Source organism: Micromonospora sp. NPDC051196, from assembly GCF_040682415.1.
Lineage (GTDB): Bacteria > Actinomycetota > Actinomycetes > Mycobacteriales > Micromonosporaceae > Micromonospora.
In genome coordinates, this window is record NZ_JBFBAY010000008.1 from 75,825 (window position 1) to 97,297 (window position 21,473).

General features: G+C 70.1%; 21 protein-coding genes and 1 tRNA gene. 9 read left to right on the plus strand and 13 right to left on the minus strand.

What is annotated here, in order from left to right:
- Window positions 1-29: 29 nt before the first annotated feature.
- Window positions 30-527: a hypothetical protein gene (locus AB0M35_RS17250; protein WP_363746350.1), complete on the minus strand. Its 498-nt coding sequence runs from the start codon at window positions 525-527 to the stop codon at window positions 30-32.
- Entirely contained in the window at window positions 509-1,171 is a 663-nt protein-coding gene (locus AB0M35_RS17255; protein ID WP_363746709.1) for an HNH endonuclease family protein, read from the minus strand. Before AB0M35_RS17255 ends, AB0M35_RS17250 begins: the two co-directional genes overlap by 19 nt.
- Window positions 1,172-1,279: 108 nt before the next feature.
- Between AB0M35_RS17255 and AB0M35_RS17260 the strand changes: the two genes are divergently transcribed.
- Window positions 1,280-2,710, plus strand: coding sequence for an MFS transporter (locus tag AB0M35_RS17260; RefSeq protein WP_363746352.1), 1,431 nt, complete (start codon window positions 1,280-1,282; stop codon window positions 2,708-2,710).
- Between the two features lie 56 nt (window positions 2,711-2,766).
- On the opposite strand, the gene leuA is transcribed toward AB0M35_RS17260, so the two are convergent.
- The 3 genes from leuA to AB0M35_RS17275 all read right to left on the minus strand — a co-directional run bounded on the left by leuA (window position 2,767) and on the right by AB0M35_RS17275 (window position 6,211).
- Complete coding sequence (leuA, locus tag AB0M35_RS17265) at window positions 2,767-4,545, minus strand: 2-isopropylmalate synthase (protein ID WP_363746353.1); 1,779 nt, start codon at window positions 4,543-4,545, stop codon at window positions 2,767-2,769.
- Between the two features lie 217 nt (window positions 4,546-4,762).
- Window positions 4,763-5,311, minus strand: coding sequence for a nitroreductase family protein (locus AB0M35_RS17270; protein WP_363746354.1), 549 nt, complete (start codon window positions 5,309-5,311; stop codon window positions 4,763-4,765).
- An 84-nt stretch (window positions 5,312-5,395) separates the two neighbouring features.
- The gene (locus tag AB0M35_RS17275) at window positions 5,396-6,211 is read right to left on the minus strand and encodes a hypothetical protein (protein WP_363746355.1); all 816 of its coding nucleotides are present in this window, start codon (window positions 6,209-6,211) and stop codon (window positions 5,396-5,398) included.
- Between the two features lie 246 nt (window positions 6,212-6,457).
- On the opposite strand from AB0M35_RS17275, the gene AB0M35_RS17280 reads away from it, so the two are divergent.
- Window positions 6,458-7,723, plus strand: coding sequence for an aspartate kinase (locus tag AB0M35_RS17280; protein WP_363746356.1), 1,266 nt, complete (start codon window positions 6,458-6,460; stop codon window positions 7,721-7,723).
- 5 nt (window positions 7,724-7,728) lie between these two features.
- Window positions 7,729-8,790, plus strand: coding sequence for an aspartate-semialdehyde dehydrogenase (locus AB0M35_RS17285; RefSeq protein WP_363746357.1), 1,062 nt, complete (start codon window positions 7,729-7,731; stop codon window positions 8,788-8,790).
- A gap of 241 nt (window positions 8,791-9,031) precedes the next feature.
- Here AB0M35_RS17285 and AB0M35_RS17290 read toward each other — a convergent pair whose 3' ends face one another.
- Window positions 9,032-10,450 (minus strand): sensor domain-containing diguanylate cyclase, encoded by a 1,419-nt coding sequence (locus AB0M35_RS17290; protein ID WP_363746710.1) that lies wholly within the window; start codon window positions 10,448-10,450, stop codon window positions 9,032-9,034.
- Window positions 10,451-10,643: 193 nt separating this feature from the next.
- Between AB0M35_RS17290 and AB0M35_RS17295 the strand changes: the two genes are divergently transcribed.
- Complete coding sequence (locus AB0M35_RS17295; protein WP_363746358.1) at window positions 10,644-11,423, plus strand: phosphodiesterase; 780 nt, start codon at window positions 10,644-10,646, stop codon at window positions 11,421-11,423.
- Between the two features lie 308 nt (window positions 11,424-11,731).
- Complete coding sequence (locus AB0M35_RS17300) at window positions 11,732-12,190, plus strand: lamin tail domain-containing protein (RefSeq protein ID WP_363746359.1); 459 nt, start codon at window positions 11,732-11,734, stop codon at window positions 12,188-12,190.
- A gap of 100 nt (window positions 12,191-12,290) precedes the next feature.
- On the opposite strand, the gene AB0M35_RS17305 is transcribed toward AB0M35_RS17300, so the two are convergent.
- The 3 genes from AB0M35_RS17305 to AB0M35_RS17315 form a co-directional block, all read right to left on the minus strand.
- Window positions 12,291-12,623 carry a hypothetical protein gene (locus AB0M35_RS17305; RefSeq protein ID WP_363746360.1) on the minus strand — a complete coding sequence of 111 codons (333 nt, stop codon included), beginning with the start codon at window positions 12,621-12,623 and terminating at the stop codon, window positions 12,291-12,293.
- 126 nt (window positions 12,624-12,749) lie between these two features.
- Window positions 12,750-12,826 (minus strand) — tRNA-Pro (locus AB0M35_RS17310).
- A 145-nt stretch (window positions 12,827-12,971) separates the two neighbouring features.
- Window positions 12,972-13,865: a metallophosphoesterase gene (locus tag AB0M35_RS17315; RefSeq protein WP_363746361.1), complete on the minus strand. Its 894-nt coding sequence runs from the start codon at window positions 13,863-13,865 to the stop codon at window positions 12,972-12,974.
- Between the two features lie 25 nt (window positions 13,866-13,890).
- Here AB0M35_RS17315 and AB0M35_RS17320 point away from each other — a divergent pair, with 25 nt between their 5' ends.
- Window positions 13,891-14,346, plus strand: coding sequence for a GatB/YqeY domain-containing protein (locus tag AB0M35_RS17320; RefSeq protein WP_363746363.1), 456 nt, complete (start codon window positions 13,891-13,893; stop codon window positions 14,344-14,346).
- Window positions 14,347-14,498: 152 nt separating this feature from the next.
- Here the strand turns inward: AB0M35_RS17320 and AB0M35_RS17325 are convergent, their stop codons facing one another.
- A complete protein-coding gene (locus AB0M35_RS17325) occupies window positions 14,499-16,949 on the minus strand; it encodes a transglycosylase domain-containing protein (RefSeq protein ID WP_363746364.1) in 2,451 nt (816 codons plus the stop codon).
- A 404-nt stretch (window positions 16,950-17,353) separates the two neighbouring features.
- Between AB0M35_RS17325 and AB0M35_RS17330 the strand changes: the two genes are divergently transcribed.
- Window positions 17,354-17,686, plus strand: a complete 333-nt coding sequence (locus tag AB0M35_RS17330; RefSeq protein WP_363746366.1) for a WhiB family transcriptional regulator — start codon at window positions 17,354-17,356, stop codon at window positions 17,684-17,686.
- 19 nt (window positions 17,687-17,705) lie between these two features.
- On the opposite strand, the gene AB0M35_RS17335 is transcribed toward AB0M35_RS17330, so the two are convergent.
- Genes AB0M35_RS17335 through AB0M35_RS17345 form a run of 3 tightly spaced genes read right to left on the minus strand, consistent with a single transcriptional unit; the run spans window position 17,706 to window position 20,452 of the window.
- Window positions 17,706-18,854 carry an ArsA-related P-loop ATPase gene (locus tag AB0M35_RS17335; protein ID WP_363746367.1) on the minus strand — a complete coding sequence of 383 codons (1,149 nt, stop codon included), beginning with the start codon at window positions 18,852-18,854 and terminating at the stop codon, window positions 17,706-17,708.
- 54 nt (window positions 18,855-18,908) lie between these two features.
- Window positions 18,909-19,886 carry an ArsA-related P-loop ATPase gene (locus AB0M35_RS17340; protein ID WP_363746369.1) on the minus strand — a complete coding sequence of 326 codons (978 nt, stop codon included), beginning with the start codon at window positions 19,884-19,886 and terminating at the stop codon, window positions 18,909-18,911.
- A gap of 26 nt (window positions 19,887-19,912) precedes the next feature.
- A complete protein-coding gene (locus AB0M35_RS17345) occupies window positions 19,913-20,452 on the minus strand; it encodes a hypothetical protein (protein ID WP_363746370.1) in 540 nt (179 codons plus the stop codon).
- Window positions 20,453-20,778: 326 nt separating this feature from the next.
- Here AB0M35_RS17345 and AB0M35_RS17350 point away from each other — a divergent pair, with 326 nt between their 5' ends.
- Complete coding sequence (locus tag AB0M35_RS17350) at window positions 20,779-21,237, plus strand: hypothetical protein (RefSeq protein WP_363746371.1); 459 nt, start codon at window positions 20,779-20,781, stop codon at window positions 21,235-21,237.
- 44 nt (window positions 21,238-21,281) lie between these two features.
- Complete coding sequence (locus tag AB0M35_RS17355) at window positions 21,282-21,437, plus strand: DUF4177 domain-containing protein (protein ID WP_013736319.1); 156 nt, start codon at window positions 21,282-21,284, stop codon at window positions 21,435-21,437.
- The last annotated feature ends 36 nt before the right edge of the window (window positions 21,438-21,473 follow it).

Sequence of the window (21,473 nt, forward strand, 5' to 3'; positions counted from 1 at the left end):
TCTTAACATTTTGCGCGGACGCCGCGAACTCAGCCGTCGGGACGGTTCAGCAGGCCGACCGCGATGTTGTGCACCGCGTCCAGCCCGGTGGCGTCGTCCAGCGGAGCCTTGCCGCCGCTGACCACGTACCACTCGTCCGCGTCCTTGTACTGGACATGCAGCGTGACCTGGCCGTCGGCGAACTCGGTGCGCAGGGTCAACTCGCCGGTGACCACGCCGACCTCGTCGGTCATCACCCCGCCCGGTCCGGGCACGATGTCGGTGGTGCGGCTCTGCGGGCCGGTCGCGCCCCCGGCGTCGGCGGTCATCCCGGCGCCCGGCACTTCCACCTCGCTGGCGGCGGCGCCGTCGGCGGTCATGCCGGCCGTGGTCGGCCCCGGGCTGCCGGTTGCCCCCGCGCCCTCGCCGGCGTCCGGCGTACGCCCGGGCACCGGGCTGCCGGTCGCCGCCGCGTCCGCGCCGTCGACGTCCGACGGCTGGTCGGGCGTCGGGTCGCCGTCAGCTCCGGTTACGGCTTGCTCTCCCATGTGCAGCCCTCCAACATGTCGGTCAGTGCAGCTTTCTCGGCACTGGTCACCGTCAGCTGCCAGTGGTGCTTGACCGCCACCCAGTCGCCAGCGTATTGGCACCAATATGACTGGTTTGGCGGTTTCCACTGGGACGGATCCTGGTCACCCTTTGCCCGGTTGGAAGAGGCGGAAACCGCGAAAAGCTGCGGCCGGTCGAGGTCGTTGGCGAAATCGCTCCGCTTGGTGTCATCCCACTCGTCGGCGCCCGAACGCCAGGCGTTGGCCAACGGAACCATGTGGTCGATGTCCACCTGAGATGGATCGGTGAAGGTGCGGCCGTCGTACACGCTCTCCCACTGACCACCGACGACGTTGCAGCCGGAGTGCTGGATGCCCTTGCCGTCGCGCTCCAACACCGTATCGCGGACGTCACAGTTCTGGCCGGTCTTGCGCCAGTGCGGGAAGCGCTTGCGGCTGTAGCCGCGCATCGGGTTGGCCTCGGCGACGGTTAGCTGGGAGAGCATCTGGTTGGCGGTGCCACCGTTGCTGCTCGACGGCGCGTCCGGCTCCTCTTCGAGCGGGACGCACCCGGTCGCGCCGAGAGCCAGCGCCGCGACGAGCGCGAGCGCCCCCAGGGCGCGGGGTCCTGATCTGGTACGCACAGACGACACCTCTCCAGCTTGCGGGCATTCGCCGATCCCGCACAGTACCCGTACGGTGTTTTGGCGTTTCGTAGTGTCTGGCAGATGGTGCACGGCAGATTGGTAGGCATGCCTGAACCCGCACCCGCCCTACGCATGAGTACGGCAGCCGGCCGGGGTACCCTCGCTGCCGCCGTACTCGCGTCCGGCATGGTCTTTCTGGACAGCACCGTGGTCAACGTGGCGCTGCCCAGGCTCGGCGCCGACCTCGGCGCCTCGGTCGCCGGCCTACAGTGGACGGTCAACGGGTACCTGTTGACCCTCGCCGCGTTCGTGCTGCTCGGCGGCGCGCTCGGCGACCGGTTCGGTCGGCGGCGGGTCTTCCTACTCGGCGTCTTCTGGTTCACCGGCGCCTCGGTGCTCTGCGGTCTGGCACTACGGACCGACTGGCTGGTGGCCGCGCGCCTTCTCCAAGGTGCCGGCGGGGCCCTGCTGACCCCGGGTTCGCTGTCGTTGCTGCAATCAAGCTTCCACCCCGACGACCGGGCGAAGGTGATCGGGGCCTGGTCGGGTCTGTCCGGCGTCTCCACGGCGCTCGGCCCGTTCATCGGCGGCTGGCTGATCGACGCCCTCTCCTGGCGGTGGATCTTCTTCCTGAACGTGCCGCTGGCCGTGCTCGTGGTGCTGGCCGCCCTGCGCTGGGTTCCGGAGAGTCGGGACGAGAGCGCGTCGAGGATTCAGGGAGCGAGCCGGCGGTTCGACGTGGCCGGTGCGCTGCTCGGCGCACTCGCGTTGGCCGGTGTCACCTACGCCCTGGTCGACGCGCCGGGCCGGGGGGCGGGCTCCCCGCCGGTGGTCGTGGCAGCCGTGGTCGCGGTGCTCGCCGCAGTGGTGTTCGTACTGGTGGAGCGACGGCGTGGCGAGACGGCGATGCTGCCCGCCGGGCTGTTCGGCAGCCGACTGTTCTCGGTGCTGAACGTCTTCACGGTGCTGGTCTACGCCGCCCTCGGCGGATTCACCTTCTTCTTCGCCGTCTACCTCCAGAACGTGGTCGGCTGGTCGGCGTTCGTGACCGGGCTCGCGTTGCTGCCGATGACCCTGCTCTTGTTGGTCGGTTCACCGGCTGCGGGTGCGCTGTCGGCGAAGATCGGGCCGCGACTGTTGCTCACCGTCGGGCCGGTGCTGGCCGCCGTCGGTCTGCTGCTGCTGCGCGAGGTCGGCCCGGGAGCGTCGTACTGGCGGCAGGTGTTGCCCGGAGTGGCGCTGTTCGGGGTCGGGCTGACCATGGTGGTGGCGCCGCTGACCGCGTCCGTACTGGCCGCGGTCGGGGACCGGTTCGCCGGGGTGGCCAGCGGCTTCAACAACGCCGCCTCCCGGGTGGGCGGTCTGCTCGCGGTCGCCGCCCTGCCGTTGCTGGTCGGGCTCTCCGGCACCGGGTACGAGCAGCACACGCAGTTGGCTGCCGCCTACCGGGGCGCGCTGCTCTGGTGTGCCGGGCTGCTGCTGGCCGGCGCGATCATCGCCGCAGTGCTCGTCCACCGCCCACCCCGCCACCGGTAAGGACGGGGTGGGTGTAAGGAAGGGCACCTTATTGGCAAGGGGCCCTTCCTTGCACCTCAGCGGTGGGCGCGGTTGACGGCGCTGGTGACCGCCTTGATGGAGGCGGTGACGATGTTGGCGTCCATGCCGACGCCCCAGACCGTACGGCCGTCGACCTCGCACTCGACGTACGCGGCGGCCTGCGCGTCGCCGCCGGAGGAGAGAGCGTGCTCGTGGTAGTCGAGCACCCGTACCGCCACTCCGGTCGAGCCGAGCGCGTTGACGTACGCGTCGATCGGGCCGTTGCCGATCGCGGTGAGCGCTCGGGGCTTCCCGGCGACGTCGACCTGCGCGGTGATCTCGACCTTGCCGTCGGCGGTGCCGATGGCGTACTCGGTCAGGGTCACCGTCGGGTCGCTCTGGTGGTCGAGCAGGTACTGCCCGGCGAAGATCTGCCACATGGTGTCCGGGCCGACCTCGCCACCGTCGTGGTCGGTGACCTGCTGCACCACGCCGGAGAACTCGATCTGGAGCCGCCGGGGCAGGTCGAGCTGGTGCTCGGTCTTCATGATGTACGCGACGCCGCCCTTGCCGGACTGCGAGTTGACCCGGATCACCGCCTCGTAGCTGCGGCCCAGATCCTTCGGGTCGATCGGCAGGTACGGAACCGCCCAGGTGAAGTCGTCGACCGGTACGCCGGCCGCCGTCGCGTCGGCGTTCAGCGCGGCGAAGCCCTTGTTGATCGCGTCCTGGTGGGAGCCGGAGAAGGCGGTGTAGACCAGATCACCGGCGTACGGGTGACGCTCGTGCACGGGCAGCTGGTTGCAGTACTCGACGGCCCGCTTGATCTCGTCGATGTCCGAGAAGTCGATCATCGGGTCGATGCCCTGGGAGAAGAGATTCAGCCCCAGCGTCACCAGGTCGACGTTGCCGGTGCGCTCGCCGTTGCCGAACAGGCAGCCCTCGATCCGGTCCGCCCCGGCCAGCAGGCCCAGCTCGGCGGCGGCGACCCCGGTGCCCCGGTCGTTGTGCGGGTGCAGGCTGAGCACCAGGCTGTCCCGGCGGGGCAGGTGCCGATCCATCCACTCGATCGAGTCGGCGTACACGTTCGGCATGGCCATCTCGACGGTGGCCGGCAGGTTGATGATCAGCTTGTGGTCCGGCGTCGGGTCGATCACCTCGATGACCTTCGCGCAGACCTCCAGCGCGTACTCCAGCTCGGTGCCGGTGTACGACTCGGGCGAGTACTCGTAGTGGATGTCGGTGTCCGGGGTGTGGATCTCGGCGTACTTCTGGCAGAGCCGGGCACCGGTGGTGGCGATGTCGGCGATGCCGTCGCGGTCCAGCCCGAACACCACCCGACGCTGGAGCGTCGAGGTGGAGTTGTAGAAGTGCACGATCGCCCGGCGTGCCCCGCGCAGCGATTCGAAGGTGCGGTCGATCAGGTGTTCCCGACACTGGGTCAGCACCTGGATGGTGACGTCCTCGGGGATCAGATCCTGCTCGATCAGCTGCCGGACGAAGTCGTAGTCGGTCTGGCTGGCCGACGGGAAGCCGACCTCGATCTCCTTGTAGCCCATCTGGACCAGCAGTTGGAACATCCGGCGCTTGCGCTCCGGAGACATCGGGTCGATCAGTGCCTGGTTACCGTCGCGCAGGTCGACCGCGCACCAGCGAGGTGCGGCCTCGACGTGCCGGGTGGGCCAGGTGCGGTCCGGCAGGTCGATCCGGAACTGCTGCTGGTACGCCGGGTAGCGGCGGTACGGCATCCGGCTGGGACGCTGCCGGGCGACGGGATCGGAATCGATGTCGGTGGTGCTGGCTTGGTGAGCCATGGTGAAGGTCTCCTGGGTCATGTGACGTCAGCAGTGGCTGTCGGCAGCGGTGCCGAGCGGAGGGATCCGGGACGGTGCGGGCGGCGCGGTTCGACTCCGCGACGAGGTGCCGGCCGTCAGGCCTCGTCGCGGCGACCAAGGAGAAGGCTCGCCTGCCACATGACAGAGTCACCCTACGTGATGGAGGCGGGGGTGGGAAGGTGGGTCCGCAGTATGAGACGCAGTTCGCATCTGTCGGTCAGGGCTTTGCATCGCCGCAGGTCAGGACCAGTTCACCGAGGGGGTGTCGGTGGCGCAGGGCGGTCTCGTCGGGCACCAGATCGGCCGGCAGGCTCAACGGATCACCCAACTGCCCGACCGCGACCACCACGTACGGTCGCAGGTCGTCGGCCAGGTCGAGGTCGGCGGCCAGGCCCGCGCGATCCAGGTCGGTGACCTGGCGTACGTGCAGCCCGAGCGCGGTTGCCTGCACGGTGAGGTGCGCCACTGCCTGGCCCAGGTCGTACGCGGCCATCGGGTGGCCGGTGCGGGGGTGCGCGACGAGCACCAGGAGGCTGGCCCGTCCGGCCCAGCGCTGCTCGGCGGGAGGCAGGTTGACCAGGATCCGTTTGAAGGTGTCGTCGTCGCGATGTCCGACCGCGAACCGCCACGGCTGCCCGTTGCCGGTCGAGGGCGCCCAGCGGGCCGCCTCCAGCAGCGCCGCCGCCTCGGCTCGGGTCACCTCGGCGTACGGGTCGAAGGCCCGAGGGCTCCAGCGGAACGCCAGCAGCGGGGTGAGGTCGGTCATGCGAAGAGTGTCCCGTATGAGGGGCTTTGTGGGGCCGGGCGGGGCGGGCAGATGTGGCGAAAAGCACCCGTAACGCATGTCGGCTCAGGGCGTTCCGGTGGCTTCCGGATCGGCGGTTCCCGTGGGCGGTGCGTCGGTGACCGGGGCTGCCAGGCCCAACGGCTCACCCTCCACCACGGGCCCGGCCAGCTGCACCGAGGCCGGGGCGGGCTCGGGCGTCGCGGCCAGTGTCAGCGTGCCGAACGCCGCGCGTACCGCGGTGAGGGTGCCGTCGGCGTCGAAACAGTAGATCCCCACGTCCAGCGGCGGATTGATCGACGCTGCGGTGGTCTCCACGGAGTAGCAGGAGCCGCTGGCCCCGGCCGGTGCCATGGCCGGTGAGACGGACAGCGGGGCACGCCGGTCGGTAAGCACGTCCAGCCAGTCCGTGAACGGGTGCTGCACCCGGGGGTCGAGCCGGCGCGGCAGCGTGTCGTCCCGTTCGCCGAGGCGTACGCAACTGGCCGGCTCCGGCCGGGTCGGTGTGGGCAGTGCGCACTGGAACAGCCCGTCGGTGGTCGCCGCGAGCGAGATGTCCGCCGTACCGCCGAGCGCACCGCCGGGCACGTCCACCCGCCACCCGCCGTCGTTCGCGCTGGTCACCAGGACCAGCCGGTCGGCAGCCCCGTCGACCCGCAGCGTGTAGCGGGCCACCAGGTGCCGATCCTGAGCGGCGGCCGCGAGCGCAGCCAACTCGTCGCGGGCGGCGTCCATCCCGACCGGTCGGGGCGCCGAGGTCGGTGGCGTCGGGTCGGCGGGCGGATCGGCCGAGCAGCCGGCGATCAGCACGGGCAGGGCGAGCGCGGGCAGGGCGAGCGCGATCGGGGCGACCCGGCGCCGGGCCGGACGGTGGGCGTACACCCGGTCATTCTCGGCGTTGTGGGCGCCTTGCGGACACCCCCGAGCAGGCAGCCGTTTTCTGGCGTGTCGCGCGCCACCTCGCGTGCGTACGCGGGCCGGATCGTGGGATCACCTGACCCGGCGGTCAGAGCGGACCGATACGCTGACTTCGTCCGATCCGCGCCGCCGGCCCCGGTGCCGGCGGCGTCGGCACGCTCAGCCTGAGTGCCGGCACGCTCAGGGGCAACCGGGAGGGAGTGCGCCGTCGTGGCACTCGTGGTGCAGAAGTACGGCGGATCCTCCGTCGCCAACGCCGAGCGGATCAAGCGGGTGGCCGAGCGGATCGTCGCCGCCCGGAAGGCCGGCGACGACGTGGTGGTCGTGGTCTCCGCGATGGGCGACACCACCGACGAACTGCTCGACCTGGCCAACCAGGTCAGCCCGCTGCCCCCCGGCCGCGAGCTGGACATGTTGCTCACCGCCGGTGAGCGGATCTCCATGGCGCTGCTCGCCATGGCCATCCACAACCTGGGGTACGAAGCCCGGTCGTTCACCGGTTCGCAGGCGGGCGTGATCACCACCTCGGTACACGGCCGGGCGCGGATCATCGACGTCACCCCCGGGCGGCTCAAGGGCGCGCTCGACGAGGGTGCCGTGGTGATCGTCGCGGGGTTCCAGGGCGTCTCCCAGGACACCAAGGACGTCACCACGCTGGGCCGTGGTGGTTCGGACACCACGGCAGTGGCGCTGGCCGCCGCGCTGAACGCCGACGTCTGTGAGATCTACACCGACGTGGACGGCGTCTTCACCGCCGACCCGCGGATCGTGCCGAACGCCCGGCACATCAAGCAGATCACCTACGAGGAGATGCTGGAACTGGCCGCCTGCGGCGCCAAGGTTCTGCATCTGCGCAGCGTGGAGTACGCCCGCCGGGCGGGACTGCCGATCCACGTCCGTTCGTCATACTCGACCAACACCGGCACTATGGTCACCGGATCGATGGAGGAGCTTCCAGTGGAGCAGGCACTGATCACCGGAGTGGCCCACGACCGCAGCGAAGCCAAGATCACGATCGTCGGGGTGCCCGACGAGCCGGGCGCCGCGGCACGGATCTTCGACACCGTCGCGGGTGCCGAGATCAACATCGACATGATCGTGCAGAACGTCTCCACCGAGGGCACCGGTCGCACGGACATCTCCTTCACCCTGCCCAAGGCCGACGGGCCCACCGCGATGGCCGCGCTGAAGAAGATCCAGGAGACGGTCAACTTCAAGGGCCTGCTCTACGACGACCACGTCGGCAAGGTCTCCCTGATCGGTGCCGGGATGCGCTCGCACCCCGGTGTCGCCGCAGGTTTCTTCGCCGCGCTGGGCCAGGCCGGCGTGAACATCGAGATGATCTCCACGTCGGAGATCCGGGTCTCCGTGGTCTGCCGCGACACCGACCTGGACGCCGCCGTCCGCGCCATCCACGAGGCCTTCGACCTCGGCGGCGACACCGAAGCCGTGGTGTACGCGGGGACGGGACGGTAACGCGGGTGGCCGGGCTGCCCACCCTGGCCGTGGTGGGGGCGACGGGAGCCGTCGGCACGGTCTTGTGTGAGCTGCTCACCGGGCGCCGCAACGTCTGGGGTGAGATCCGCCTGCTGGCCTCGGAGCGGTCGGTCGGGCGCACGATTCGCTGTCGGGGCGAGGAGTTGACCGTCCAGGCGCTGACCGAGGAGGCCTTCGACGGCGTCGACGTGGCGATGTTCGACGTGCCCGACGAGGTCGCCGCGCATTGGGCGCCGATCGCCGTACGCCGGGGCGCGGTCGTGGTGGACAACTCCGGCGCCTTCCGGATGGACCCGGGCGTCCCGCTGGTCGTGCCGGAGATCAATCCCGAGCAGGTGCATGATCGACCGCGCGGCATCGTCGCCAACGGCAACTGCACCACTCTCGCGATGATCATCGCGATCGCTCCACTGCACCGCGAGTACGGCCTGCGTGAACTGGTGCTCGCCTCGTACCAGGCGGTTTCCGGGGCCGGTCAGGCCGGTGCGGACACCCTGCACGACCAGTTGACCAAGGTGGCCGGCGACCGGGCGCTCGGCTCCCGCACCGGCGACGTACGGCAGGCGGTCGGCGACGACCTCGGCCCGTTCCCCGCCCCTCTGGCGCTCAACGTGGTGCCCTGGGCCGGCTCACTGGCCGACGAGGGCTGGTCGTCCGAGGAGATGAAGCTGCGCAACGAGTCGCGCAAGATCCTCGGGCTGCCCGACCTGAAGGTCTCCGCCACCTGCGTACGCGTGCCGGTGATGACCGGCCATTCGGTGGCCGTACACGCCGTCTTCGCCACCGAGATCGACACCGACGGTGCCCGTGAGGTGCTGCGCAACGCGCCCGGGGTGATCGTGGTGGACGATCCGGCCGCCGGAGAGTTCCCCATGCCGATCGACGCCGTCGGCACCGACCCCTCCTGGGTCGGCCGGATCCGCCGTGCCCTCGACGACCCCCGCGCCCTCGACTTCTTCGTCACCGGCGACAACCTCCGCAAGGGCGCCGCCCTCAACACCGCCCAGATAGCCGAACTCCTAGCCAAACACCTAACCCACCCCTAACACCCACCCCTCCCTCCCCCCACCCTCCCCCACGCGCACTCGCCGCACCCCGCCCTCAGTTCGCGCCGATCTTGCACTTTTTGTCTCCCGATATCGGGGCATAACTGGCATAGCGGCGACCAGAAGTGCAAGATCGCCGGGGCCGGGGCCGGGGCCGGGGCCGGGGCCGGGCCGGGCCGGGCGGGGCCGGGCCGGGCGGGGCCGGGCCGGGCGGGGCCGGGCCGGGCGGGGTGGGGTGGGGTTAGGCGGCGGAGAGGCGGACGCCGTCGCGGCCTTGGCGTTTGACGGCGTAGAGGGCCTGGTCGGCGCGGCGCAGGGTCAGCTCGGGAGACTCGCCGGGGCGGGGCAGGGCAACACCGACGCTGATCGTACGGCCGATCCGGCGGGCGGCCTCGGTGAGCCGCTCGGCGACCCGGACGGCCTCCTCCGGGCGGCTCACCTCGATCACCGCGACGAACTCGTCGCCACCGATGCGGTACAGCTCGTCGCCCTGCCGCAGCGCACCTTCCAGCGCCCGGGCCAGACCGACCAGCACCCGGTCGCCGGCCTGGTGGCCGTACGTGTCGTTGACGGTCTTGAAGCCGTCCACGTCGATCGCCAGCAGGGCGGTACGTCCCGGGGTCGCGGTGGCGATCCGCTGTCCGAACGGGCCGGTGTGCCGCAGCCCGGTAAGCGGGTCGGAACTGGCTTGTTCACGTAGCCGGTCCAGGGTGCGCAGCCGGTCCAGGCAGCTCCACGCCTGGCCGGCGAGCAGCTCCAACAGGTTGACCGTCCGGGGATCCGGGCGCAGCAACCGCTCGTCGGCGACCAGCAGCACCCCACCGCCCTCGGGTGGGCCCACCGGTACCGCGACCAGTGTGCGTACCCCCGCTCGTACCAGCGGCTCGTGTTCCTCGGTCGGCAGGTGGCCGGTCTCGCCGAGGGTGTGACCGGCACCGTACCGATGGGCCCGGGCGACGATGGCACGCAGCGCCTGCGGTCCGGCCTCCGTCAGCTCGGCGCGCATCCGGGTCTCCAGCTCGCCAGGCGTCGCCGTCGGTTCGCCGAGCTGCGGACCGCTGCGGCCCGCGAGCACCAGCAGTGCCGCGTCGAGGGCCGACACGTCCCGGGCGGCCCGGATCGCGGCGGCCAGCAGGTCCCCTTCGGTGGTGGCGGAGGTCATCGCGGCGGCGTGGCGGAGCAGCTTCTCGCCGGGGCTCTCCGCCGGCCCGCCGAGCGCCATGATCCGGGCCCCGAGCCGGCCGGCGACCCGCTCGGCGGTCGCCCGCCACGCACCGAGGTCGGCCGGGCCGGTCCACTGCAAGTCGAGTACGCCGATCCGGCGGCCCGCCGGATCGCAGACCGGCACGCACACCTCCGCGGTGACGTCGGGGCGTACCGGGATGTGGTCGGGGTCGGTGGTGACGTCCGGTACGACGGCCGGCCTGCCACCGGTGAAGACCCGGCCGACGATCCCGGCGTCCGGAGCCACGGTGGCGAAGACCTGCCAGGAGCCGGTGGCGGCAACGCAGCGGAGTCGACCGTTGACGTGCAGCAGAACGGCGATGGTGGCGGGGGTGTAGCGGGCCAGCGCGTCCACGGTCGCCTGACAGACCTCGGCGACAGTCGGCGCCATGGGTAGGCGGACCGTGACGTCCCGAATGACTTGCTGGTGATCCACTTGTACGTCGTCCCAGGTCGGGTTGGGTCCCGGCCGGGTGCCGGGATGCTGATCAAGCGTACTCATGGTGTGCGGAAGCAAGCTGATGTTCGTACACACGTGCTATCCACAGGCTGTGGATGCGGCCTGTGGACCCAGCCACACGCGGGCCGCCGCGGCGATAGCGTGAGGGTTCCGGCCGAGTGGAGGCTCCATGCTCATCGCCCACCTCAGCGATCCGCACCTCACCACCGGCGTGCTCGGCGCCGAGCCGGCCGCCGGGCTGCAGCACGCCCTCGGCCGGGTGCTGGCGCTGAACCCCCGGCCGGACTGTGTGGTGATCATCGGTGACCTGGCCGACCACGGTCGTCCCGACGAGTACGCCGTGCTGCGCGAGGTGATCGGGCGCTTCCCGCTGCCGTTGTACCTGACCACCGGCAACCACGACGACCGGGAGTCGCTGCTGGACGCCTTCGGCGGCACCCCCTGGCTGGGGGGCAGCTTCTCGGCGTACTACCAGGTCGACCAGCCCGGGCTGACCCTGGTGATGCTCGACTCGTTGGTCCCGGGATCGGACGGCGGTCGGCTCGGCGCCGAGCAACTCGGCTGGCTCGACGGTGTGCTCACCGCACGGCCCGACGTGCCGGCCGTCGTCTGCCTGCACCACCCGCCGGTCGAGGTCGGCATCCCGGCGGCCGACGAGATCCGGCTCGCCGATGGTGACGCCCTCGCCGAGGTGCTGCTGCGGCATCCCCAGGTCGTGCGTGTCGCCGCGGGGCATCTGCACCGGTCGGTGACCACCACGTTCGCCGGTACGGTGCTGACCGTCGCGCCGAGCACCTGGCGGCAGGCCACCTTGACCATGAGCGACGACGAACAGATCGGCTGGGTCACCGAGCCGACCGCCCTGTTGCTGCATCGGGTCAGCGACCGTGGCTGTGTCACGCACACCGTTCAGGTCAGTCATACCGCTGGCATGACCTGCGGGTACTGACCGGCTCGAAGGTGGTCGTTCGCAGCGTACGAAGCAATGGTGGCAAAACGTCCACAATGGGCGCCGAATAGGTGGCCCTCGGTCAGCTTTCGGTCGATCCACATCTGGACCAGGGTCGATCTCGGCAATCCAGAACGGCTGATCGATTCGACCCGGCCGGATGTCGAATGCCGCCGCGCGGATCGTATTCGACGGCACGGTGTTCGCGGGTGTTCACGTTGCCTGATCCCATCGCTAACCTCGCTGCGGTCACGCGCGTCGGCGTGACAAATCTGCGCCTATTCGGCGCTTCCAGTGGGGGTAGACGCATGACGAGAAAACTTCTCGGGCTCATTACCGCACTTGCCATGACGGTGGTCGGCTCGCTGGCCGCTGCCGCTCCGGCGCAGGCCGCCACCCCGGCGATCGAGATCACGAAGGTGTACTACGACTCGCCGGGAACGGACAACCGCTCGAACACCAGCCTCAACGCCGAGTACGTGAAGCTGACCAACCGGCGGGCCAGCACCATCAACCTGAAGAACTGGACGCTGCGCGACAAGGCCAACCACGTCTACAAGTTCAGCGGGGACTTCAAGCTCGCCAAGGGCAAGAGCGTCATCATTCGTACCGGCAAGGGCAAGAACACCGCCAGCACCCGCTACTGGGGCTCGGGCAACTACGTCTGGAACAACACCGGCGACACCGCGTATCTGCGTAACGCCAGCGGCAAGCAGATCGACAAGTGCGCCTGGAGCAAGAAGGGCAAGGGCTACACCAACTGCTGAGTTCCGCCGGTGCCGGCCAACCCAGATGGCCGGCACCGGCCCAGCGGGCAGCCGAGCCAAGCGGGACGGCTGGGTTGAGCCGGTGCGGTCGGGGTGGCTCTCAGCCCTCGATGGGCGGACGGTCGATGTTGAGGTGGAACGCGCGTTCCTCGGCCTCCTGTCGAGCCGCGACGAAGTCACGCTGCCAGTCCTGGGCATCATCCGGGATGCGCGCGACCACGTGCTCACCACGCACCCGGCCCTCCGCGTCGGTCAGCGCGACCCCGACGACGGTGTGCCCGCGACCCGGTATGGCGTAGTGGCGTACCGCCCAGCGGGCAGACATCTCCAGGGCATGGCGCCGGCGTCGGACGTTGGCCGTCACGACCGTGGAAACCAGCAGGACGGCGGTCACCACGACGACGAAGACGACCACACTCGCGATGATCCGCACCCGCGTCAGGCTACCTCGCATTGTGCCCGTACGCCCGTGCAAGTCCTGCCTGACGCCGCCGTGCGCGGCGATCGGCGGAACGAATCAAGGCCCCTCCGTGGAGGGGCCTTGACCTTTACTTACCTCTGGTCGGGGTGGCCGGATTCGAACCGACGACCTCTTCGTCCCGAACGAAGCGCGCTACCAAGCTGCGCCACACCCCGAGGCGTGCCGACAAATAGTAGCCCACCCGTCCCGGCGGTCAAACTCGGTACCCCGGCTGGCGGTGATCCACTCCGTTACGCCGGAACGGTGGTGTCGGACCGGCTCGGTTACCGCCATGCCGGCGCGACGGAGTCGATCATCAGGTCAGCGGGAGATCAGGGTGAGCAGGCTGGCCTCCGGTGGGCACGCGAAGCGCACCGGAGCGGTCGGGTGGGTGCCGAGGCCGGCGGAGACGTGCAGCCAGGAGTCGGAGCCGGGCCAGCGGTGCAGACCCTTCGCCATCGAACGGGGCAGCCCGCAGTTGGTCACCAGCGCTCCCACTCCCGGTACGCAGACCTGACCGCCGTGCGTGTGGCCGGCGAGCAGCAGCCCGAAACCGTCGGCGGCCATCGCGTCGAGCAGCGCCGGCTCGGGGGAGTGGGTCAGGGCGATGGAGAGATCCGCCGTGGCGGAGACCGGGCCGGCTACGGCGGTGTAGTCGTCCCGCTCGATGTGCGGGTCGTCGACGCCGGCCATGTCGATCGCCCGACCGCCGGCCTTGACGGTGGTCCGCCGGTTGTTCAGGTCGGCCCAACCGGATCCGATGAAGACGTCCCGCAGTTCCTCGTAGGGCAGCTCGACCCCCTCGGTGTACTCCCGGTCGGGCAGGAAGTAGCTGAACGGGTTCTTCCAGACCGGCCCGGTGTAGTCGTTGGAGCCGAAGACGAACGCGCCGGGGTAGTCGAGCAGCGGTTGCAGCGCCCGCAGCACCCCGGGCACCGCGTCCGGGTGGGCCATGTTGTCGCCGGTCACCACGACCAGGTCGGGGTCGAGGGCGGCCAGCGAGGCCACCCAGTGCTGCTTGCGTACCTGGTTGGGGGTCATGTGCAGGTCGGACAGGTGCAGGACGCGCAGCGGCTCGGTGCCGGCCGGCAGCACCGGGACGTCGAAGCGGCGGAGGGTGAACATGTTGCGCTCGACCAGGGACGCGTACGCCAGGGCGGCGGCGCCCGTCGCGACGGTGGCGGTCGCGAGCCGGAATAGGGTGCGCTTTCGCATGCCGATCAGGGTAGTTTGGGCGTCCATGAGCACGCTGAAGGACCGCCTCACCGCCGACATGCGCGCCGCCCTCAAGGCCCGCGACGAGTTGACCACCTCCACTCTGCGGATGGCCCTGGCCGCCGTCGGCACGGCTGAGGTCGCCGGTAAGGCGAAGCGTGAGCTCAGCGACGACGAGGTGCTGGCCGTACTGACCAAGGAGGCCAAGAAGCGTCGGGAGGCAGCGACCGCCTTCGCCGACGCGGGGCGCACCGAGCAGGCCGCCAAGGAGACCGCCGAGGGCGAGGTGCTGGAGCACTACCTGCCGCAGCAGCTCTCCGACGCCGAGCTGACCGATCTGGTCGCGGGGGCGCTCGCCGCGGGCGGCTTCACCGGCAAGGCCCAGATGGGTCCGGCGATGAAGGCGGCCCAGACCGCGGTGGCCGGCCGGGCCGAGGGCGGTCGGGTGGCCGCCGAGGTACGCCGCCAGCTCGGTCTCTGATCTCCCGGGAGGCGGGCCGCCAACTCCTGGCCAGGGTTACGTGGCCGGGGCGTCCGCCTCGCCCGAGCGGGTGTACCTCGGGGCATACGTCGTGCCGAACGGGCGGGCACTCCTTGCGGAGCGCCCGCCCGTTCGGCGTTGCGGTGTGACGGTCAGCCGCCGGGCCGGCCGGTCGGCGGGCCGTTGCCCGGTCGGCCACCGCCAGGCCGACCATCGTCACTGTCATCGTCGTCGTTGCTTCCGCCGCCGCCGGCGCTGACCGTGATGGTCACGATGCCGCCCTTGATGGTGCGGCCCTCCGGGCTGGTGCCGGCGGCGCTGCCGGCCGGGCAGTCCGAGGTGACCCGGTGGCTGGACACGACAGGTGTGAAACCGGCACCGGAGAGGCGGGACTTCGCCTGATCGATGCTGAGGCATCGGACCCCGGGGATGCTGCGCTGGTCGCCCAGTGCGATCTTCTGGCCCGGTGGGTCGAAGTTGATCGCCTTCTTGCCGTTCATGGCGGCCTTGAGCGCCTGGAAGACCGGTGGGTTGATGCCGTCGGCCGTCTTGTGCTTCATCTTGACGTTGGTCTGCGGCCAGTCCGGGTCGGCCAGGATGCCGGCCACCGCGTACTGCTTGGTCATCGCGACCAGGGAGGCGGTCTTCTCCGAGTCGGTGGTGCCGGACTTGCCGGCGATCGGCTTGCCGACGATGTAGCGGCCCTCGGCGGCCGTACGGCTGCCGCCACACTTGGTGGTGGAGGAGTTGTCACCGACCGGGCAACGGGCCGCGTCGACGGCCGCCCGGGCCACCTCCGTGCTGAACCGCTTCTCGCAGCGCGGATTGGCCACGTCCAGCTTGTTGCCGTCCAGGTCGCGGATCTCCTGCACCGGGGTCGGCTCGCAGTACTTGCCGTCGGCGGCCAGCGTGGCGTACGCGTTGGCGAGCTCCAGTGGGGTGGTCTGCGAGACACCCAGGGTGAAGGCGCCCCACTGGTTGGCGGCCTCCTTGTTGTTGGCGAACTTCGCGTCCTCGCTCTGCCGGAACTGGATGCCCAGCCGCTTGGCCGCGTCGACCACGTTCGCCGCGCCGACCTGCTGTTGCAGCGGCACGAAGTACGTGTTGGTCGAGGCGGAGAAAGCGCTCCACATGTCCTTCACGCCGCCGGGCTGCCGGTTGGAGTTGGTCGGGCAGTAGAAGTGCGTGCCCGGGCAGGCGGCATCGCTGCCACGCTCGATCCGATATTCGGACTTGAACTGCTGCGGCGCGTTGATCATGTAGCTGAGCGGAATGCCCTTCTCCAACGCGGCCACGATGGTGAAGATCTTGAAGACCGACCCGGCCTGGTAACCGGTGATGCCGTCACCGCCGGTCAGCAGCGGGTTCACCGTGTTCGGATAGTTGCCGAGCTTGCCCTTGTTGCGCTGGACCGGGTCGCTGTGTGGGCGGTTCTTCGGGTTCTTCGGGTTGTCGAGCTTGAAGTTCCGGTTGACCGACAGCGCGCGTACCCGACCGGTGCCGGGCTCGACCACGGCGAGCATCACCGCTTCCTTGGCGGTCACCGGCTTGGCCGCGCGGACCGCCTTGTCGGCGCCGTCCTGGGCCTGCTTGTCCAGCGTGGTGACGATCGTGTAGCCGCCGCTCTTGAGTCGCCGCTCCCGGTCGTACGAGGTGGAGCCGAACGTCTCCTGCGCCATCCACCAGCGGTAGAAGTAGTCGCAGAAGAAGCCCCAGGCGTTCTTGTTGGTGGCGACGCAGCCGTTCGGCGCCCGCTTGCCCTTGACCACCAGCTTGACGGCCTTGGCCTCGTCGGCCTGCTGCTGGGTGATCGCGCCGGTCTTGACCATGTTGTCGATGACGTAGTCGCGCCGGGCGACCGCCTGCGGGTAGCCGCTCTTGGTGGTCGGGTCGAACGAGGTGGGCGCCTTGACCAGACCGGCCAGCATGGCGGCCTCTTCGATCTTCAGGTCCTTGGGCTTCTTGTTGAAGTAGACCTGGCTGGCGGCGAAGACGCCGTACGCGCCGTTGCCGAAGGCGGCGAGGTTGAGGTAGCGCGCCAGGATCTCGTCCTTCGACAGCTCCTTGTCGAGCTGGATCGCGTAGCGCATCTCGCGCAGCTTGCGAGCGCTGGTGTCCTCGGTCGCGGCGAGAACGTCGGCGGGATGGGTCGCCGAATAGGCGATGCTCATCCGGACGAACTGCATGGTCAGCGTCGAGGCGCCCTGCCGGTCGTTGGTGGCGGAGCTGTTGTTGACGAAGGCCCGGGCCACGCCATTGAGATCGACTCCGTTGTGCTTGTAGAAGTCGTGATCCTCGGCGGCGATGATCGCTGCCCGCATGTGAGGCGAGATGTCAGCGAACTTCACTTCCCGCCGGTTCTCGTCATACATGGTGGCCAGCGGAGTCTTGCCGTCGGCGGCAAGCAGATAACTGATCTGGGGGGCGCGGGCCAGGGTCAGTTCCCTCGGCAGTGCGCCGAAGGTGTCCGCGCCGGCCTTGGCGGCCAGGCCCGACATCGCCACCGCGGGAAAGGCCGCGGCGGCGACCACGACGCCGGCCAACAGCCCACAGATGAGCAGCGATGCGGCGTTGGTCAGGACATTGTGGTCACGTTTCCGCATCCAGGTCACCTCGACAGGGTACGCGAACAGGTAACGAGGGGCGCTGGGGCGTCTTTTCCCCATTTCCTGCGCGCGCCGGCCTCGTTGTGCTAGACGCGTGGCACCGGGTGTCCGGTTGCGTGATTCCGTGCCGAAGTTTCCTCCATGCGGAGGGGCCTCGCAGCGTTTTCGCGGACTCCGGTGGGGTAAGCCGCGGTCCCGAGCCCGAGAAGCCGGGAGTGTCCGGAATGATGGATTTGGCCGACAACGTTGCGTAATCGGGCAACTACAGAGCATGATGGGGGCGGCGACAGCGCCACATGAGTCGTCTGTGCCGCCTTGGGGTGAGGTGTGCCGGGCGATCGGGGGGAATGCCGGCTGGCCCGCGACGGCGTCGGTAGTACTGCAAGGGGGGACGAGTACAGATGGGCATGATCACTGACTGGCCGTCGCTGGCGGCGTGTCAGAACGGGGACCCGGACGCGTTGTTCGTACAGGGCGCCGAACAGAACGTGGCGAAGCGGATCTGCCGTAGCTGCCCAGTCCGGTACGAGTGCCTGGCCGACGCGCTGGACAATCGGATCGAGTTCGGCGTGTGGGGCGGCATGACCGAACGCGAACGCCGGGCGCTGCTGCGCCGCCATCCGCAGGTCACCAGCTGGCGCAAGATGTTCGAGGCGGCGATGAAGAAGAACGCCAAGGACAAGAGCGGCAAGGACAAGATCCTGGTCACCACCGGCGCGGTCGGCAACGACTGAGTGCCGCACCGACCGTCGGTCAGGAGCGGCTGATCGCCGCTGCGATCGTGCGGAGCCCGTCGACGTCGTGCACGTCGGCGGGCTGCGCCGTCACCGAGACGGTCGGCACCTGCGGAAACTCATCGGTGAACCGCGCCGCGACCTGCTGTTCGCGTACCGACTGCTCGGCCAGGGCGGCGTGCGCGAGCAACACCTCGACGGTGCCCTCGTGGCCACCGGCCGAGGCCAGCCGCTCGGCGGCGGCCCGGCTGGCCTGCGCGTCCAACTCGGGCACCGCTGGGCGGTGCACCCGGTTGAGCACCAGACCGACGAGCGGCATCTGCTCCTCGCGCAGCCGCCCGGCGAAGTAGGCGGCTTCCCGCACCGCGTCCGGCTCGGGCGCCGCGACCAGTAGGAACGCCGTCTCGCGGGCCTGCAGGATGCGGTACGTCTGCTCCGCGCGCTGCCGGAAGCCGCCGAACATCGAGTCGAGCGCGGCGACGAAGCCGGACAGATCACTCAGCAGTTGCGTACCGAGCACCTTCTGCACCACCCGGGAAAACATCCCGAAGGACGCGGTGACGAGACTGAACATGCTGCGGCCCCCGGTACGCGCCGGGGCGAGCAGGAGCCGCAGCATCCGCCCGTCGAGAAAGCGGGACAACCGGGCCGGTGCGTCGAGGAAGTCCAGCGCCGAGCGGGACGGCGGGGTGTCCACCACGATCAGATCCCACTCGCCCCGGGCGTGCAACTGCCCCAGCTTCTCCATGGCCATGTACTCCTGGGTGCCGGAGAAGGTGGAACTCATCGCCTGGTAGAAGGGGTTGGCAAAGATCTCCGCTGCCTTCGCCGGGTCGGTGTGCGCGAGCACCACGTCGTCGAAGGTGCGCTTCATGTCGAGCATCATGGCGTGCAACTCACCGCCACTGGCCTCGACGTCGATCCCCTTGACCTGCCGAGGAGTGTTGTCCAGCTCGGTCAGACCGAGCGACTGGGCCAGCCGCCGGGCCGGGTCGATGGTGAGCACCACCGTCCGTCGGCCGTGCTGTTCGGCCGCGCGGAGAGCGAGCGCCGCGGCCGTGGTGGTCTTGCCCACCCCGCCCGCCCCGCAGCAGACCACGATCCGTACGCCCGGGTCGGCCAGGATCTGGTCGACGTCCAGCGGCGGCGCGTTGTCGGAAGGCACCAATCGAGCGTATCGGGCCAACCCCGCCCGCGCGTCAGGCCGACGTCAAGGTGTGAGTCAATCGCCCCTCACCAGGGCTGCGGCGAGGACGTCGAGGCCGGCTCGATCCACCCCGCCGGGCAGCAGCGGCAACTCCACCAGCGGTACGCCCAACTCCACCAGGTCGGCGCGGAGCGAGTCCTCCAGCTCCCGGCGGATCACCTGGTCACGCGCCTCGGCGTACAGCCCGGCGACGAGCCCACGCTCGGCCGGCAGCCCGGCGGCGCGCAGCCCGGCCGTCAACTCCGCCTCGGTGACCATCCGTCCCGTCGGCAGTGGCGGCCGGGCCCCGTTGATGATCACCTTCCCCACTCCGAAGCCGAGCGAGGTCAGCTCGCCGATCGCGTCGATCGTCTCCTGCACCGGCATCTCCTCAAGGAGGGTCACCACGTGCACGGCCGTCATCGGTGAGCGCAGCAGCGCCGCGACCCCCTCGCTCTGGGTCTTGATCGGGCCGACCTTCGCCAATCGGGCGGTTTCGGCGGTGACGTTCAGAAAACGGCCGATCCGACCGGTGGGTGGTGCGTCCAGCACCACCGCGTCGTACACCCGCCGTTGGTCGACCGTGCGGGTGGTGGCCTCCTTGACCTTGCCGGTGAGCAGCACGTCGCGCAGGCCCGGGGCGATGGTGGTGGCGAAGTCGATCGCACCGAGCTTGCGCAGCGCCCGGCCGGCCGCGCCGAGCTTGTAGAACATGTCCAGGTATTCCAGCAACGCCTCCTCGGCGTCCACTGCCAGCGCGCACACCTCGCCGCCGCCGGGTGCCTCGACCAGGTGCCGCTCGGCGTACGGCAGCAGCTCGGTGTCGAAGAGTTGGGCGATGCCCTGACGCCCCTCAACCTCGACCAGCAGCGTGCGACGCCCACCGGCGGCCAGGCCCAGGGCCAGCGCGGCGGCCACGCTGGTCTTGCCCGTGCCTCCCTTGCCGGTCACCACGTGCAGGCGGGCGGGCCAATCGGTGCCGGCCCGGTCGGCCGGGCGCTGCGTCGCTCCCACCTGTCGAGCCTATCCAGCCGGCGAGCTCAGGCCACCTCGCAGACCCACCAGCCTGTCTTGCGGATCACGGTGAAGCGAAGATCCTGGTCAGCGATCTTCTCGTCGGCCGTGGTCACCGTGACCGTGGTGGTGACCGTGGCACGGTCACCGGTCTCGTTGTCCACCTTCGGGGTGTCCCAGCGGAACCGAGGGCTCTGGTGGGCCGACAGGTACGCCTCGACCTCGGCGACCTTGGCGCGGATCTTCTGCTGATCCCGGGCGGCGGTGCAGACCAGCCTGGCCGCCTTCGCCGCGTCCCGCTCCTGGTAGACGGCGGTGAGGAACTCGTCCACCGCCACCGAAGGCTCCGGCGCGCCCTCGCCGGACTCGGTGTTGCGCAGCGTCAGGAACGCGGTGACGCCGCCGCCGGCGCAGAGCAGCAACACCACCGCGAGCGCGAGCGCGGCCACCAGGGCGCCGCGCTTGCGGGGCGGTCGGCCGGTCGGCGACTGGTACGGCGGGTAACCGGGTGGGGTGGGCGGCGGATCCGTGGGGCCGATCGGGCCGCTGGCGGGTGGCTGGGTCATCGCGTCCCCCCGGTGTGGGTGCGTCGCCGCGTGGCCCCGGCGAGCGATGGGATCGGGCGGTCGGGCAGGGCGCCCGTCCAGACCGGAAGGGTAGCGGTCCACGGGCCGGGTGCGGGGGGCCTGGTGTCTCTCGCGCGGGCGGCGCGATCAGCTTGCTGCTGGTTAGCTGTCGCAAATGTGACCGAACGCCATCAGACACGCGCGTCTTGTTGATGGGACCAGCGGGCCGTCCTACGGTCGCTCCGGCACGTCCGGGCCGGGTCGGGCGCAACGGCTCCGGACCATTGGGCGGCACCGTGACCAGGTACGACGCCCGGAGGCAGCCTATGCGCGACACGGAAAACACCCCCCGAGCCCAGTTCCCGTCGGGGGTACGCGGGGTCGGCCGGCCGGCCGGGGCCGGCTCAGCCGGCCGGCTGCCGGTCAACGAGCGGTCGTACCGGCGTCCCGTCGACCCGCCCAGCGGGCTGGAGCCGACCGGCGGGCGGGACGAGGAGAACCCCGGGTACGTCATCCATCTGCCGATCAAGGTGACCGATCTGGCCGCTGCGACCACCCTGGCCGGTCAGGTGGCGACCTCGCTGAACTTCCTACCCGAACTGGACGCGGGCGAGACCGAAGTGTCGACCGCAGACGACCAGAACAATCGACACCGGGTCTTCTGTGACCTGCTGCTGCCCGACCGGACACGCTGCCCCCAGCCGTACGACCACCGGGGGCCCTGCGGGGAACAGCCGACCACACCCGAACAGCGTCCCGCCTCCGAACCGGCTGGTGGACCGTAGGCTGTGCCCCGAAGTGTCCATGCCACCGAGGGAGCTCTCCACCGATGCAGAAATGGGAATACGCCACCGTCCCGCTGCTGGTCCACGCGACCAAGCAGATTCTCGACAACTGGGGCGAGGACGGTTGGGAACTCGTCTCTGTCGTACCCGGGCCGAACCCGGAGCAGCTCGTCGCGTACCTGAAGCGGCCGAAGGCATGAGCGAGCGCAACGAGCGAATCATCAGGCGCAGCGTGG

Excerpts from the sequence above, each read along its gene's own strand:
- AB0M35_RS17250 (WP_363746350.1), bottom strand. The coding sequence starts at position 527 with ATGGGAGAGCAAGCCGTAACCGGAGCTGACGGCGACCCGACGCCCGAC.
- AB0M35_RS17260 (WP_363746352.1), top strand. The coding sequence starts at position 1,280 with ATGCCTGAACCCGCACCCGCCCTACGCATGAGTACGGCAGCCGGCCGG.
- leuA (WP_363746353.1), bottom strand. The coding sequence starts at position 4,545 with ATGACCCAGGAGACCTTCACCATGGCTCACCAAGCCAGCACCACCGAC.
- AB0M35_RS17270 (WP_363746354.1), bottom strand. The coding sequence starts at position 5,311 with ATGACCGACCTCACCCCGCTGCTGGCGTTCCGCTGGAGCCCTCGGGCC.
- AB0M35_RS17295 (WP_363746358.1), top strand. The coding sequence starts at position 10,644 with ATGCTCATCGCCCACCTCAGCGATCCGCACCTCACCACCGGCGTGCTC.
- AB0M35_RS17300 (WP_363746359.1), top strand. The coding sequence starts at position 11,732 with ATGACGAGAAAACTTCTCGGGCTCATTACCGCACTTGCCATGACGGTG.
- AB0M35_RS17315 (WP_363746361.1), bottom strand. The coding sequence starts at position 13,865 with ATGCGAAAGCGCACCCTATTCCGGCTCGCGACCGCCACCGTCGCGACG.
- AB0M35_RS17320 (WP_363746363.1), top strand. The coding sequence starts at position 13,891 with ATGAGCACGCTGAAGGACCGCCTCACCGCCGACATGCGCGCCGCCCTC.
- AB0M35_RS17325 (WP_363746364.1), bottom strand. The coding sequence starts at position 16,949 with ATGCGGAAACGTGACCACAATGTCCTGACCAACGCCGCATCGCTGCTC.
- AB0M35_RS17330 (WP_363746366.1), top strand. The coding sequence starts at position 17,354 with ATGGGCATGATCACTGACTGGCCGTCGCTGGCGGCGTGTCAGAACGGG.
- AB0M35_RS17345 (WP_363746370.1), bottom strand. The coding sequence starts at position 20,452 with ATGACCCAGCCACCCGCCAGCGGCCCGATCGGCCCCACGGATCCGCCG.
- AB0M35_RS17350 (WP_363746371.1), top strand. The coding sequence starts at position 20,779 with ATGCGCGACACGGAAAACACCCCCCGAGCCCAGTTCCCGTCGGGGGTA.
- AB0M35_RS17355 (WP_013736319.1), top strand. The coding sequence starts at position 21,282 with ATGCAGAAATGGGAATACGCCACCGTCCCGCTGCTGGTCCACGCGACC.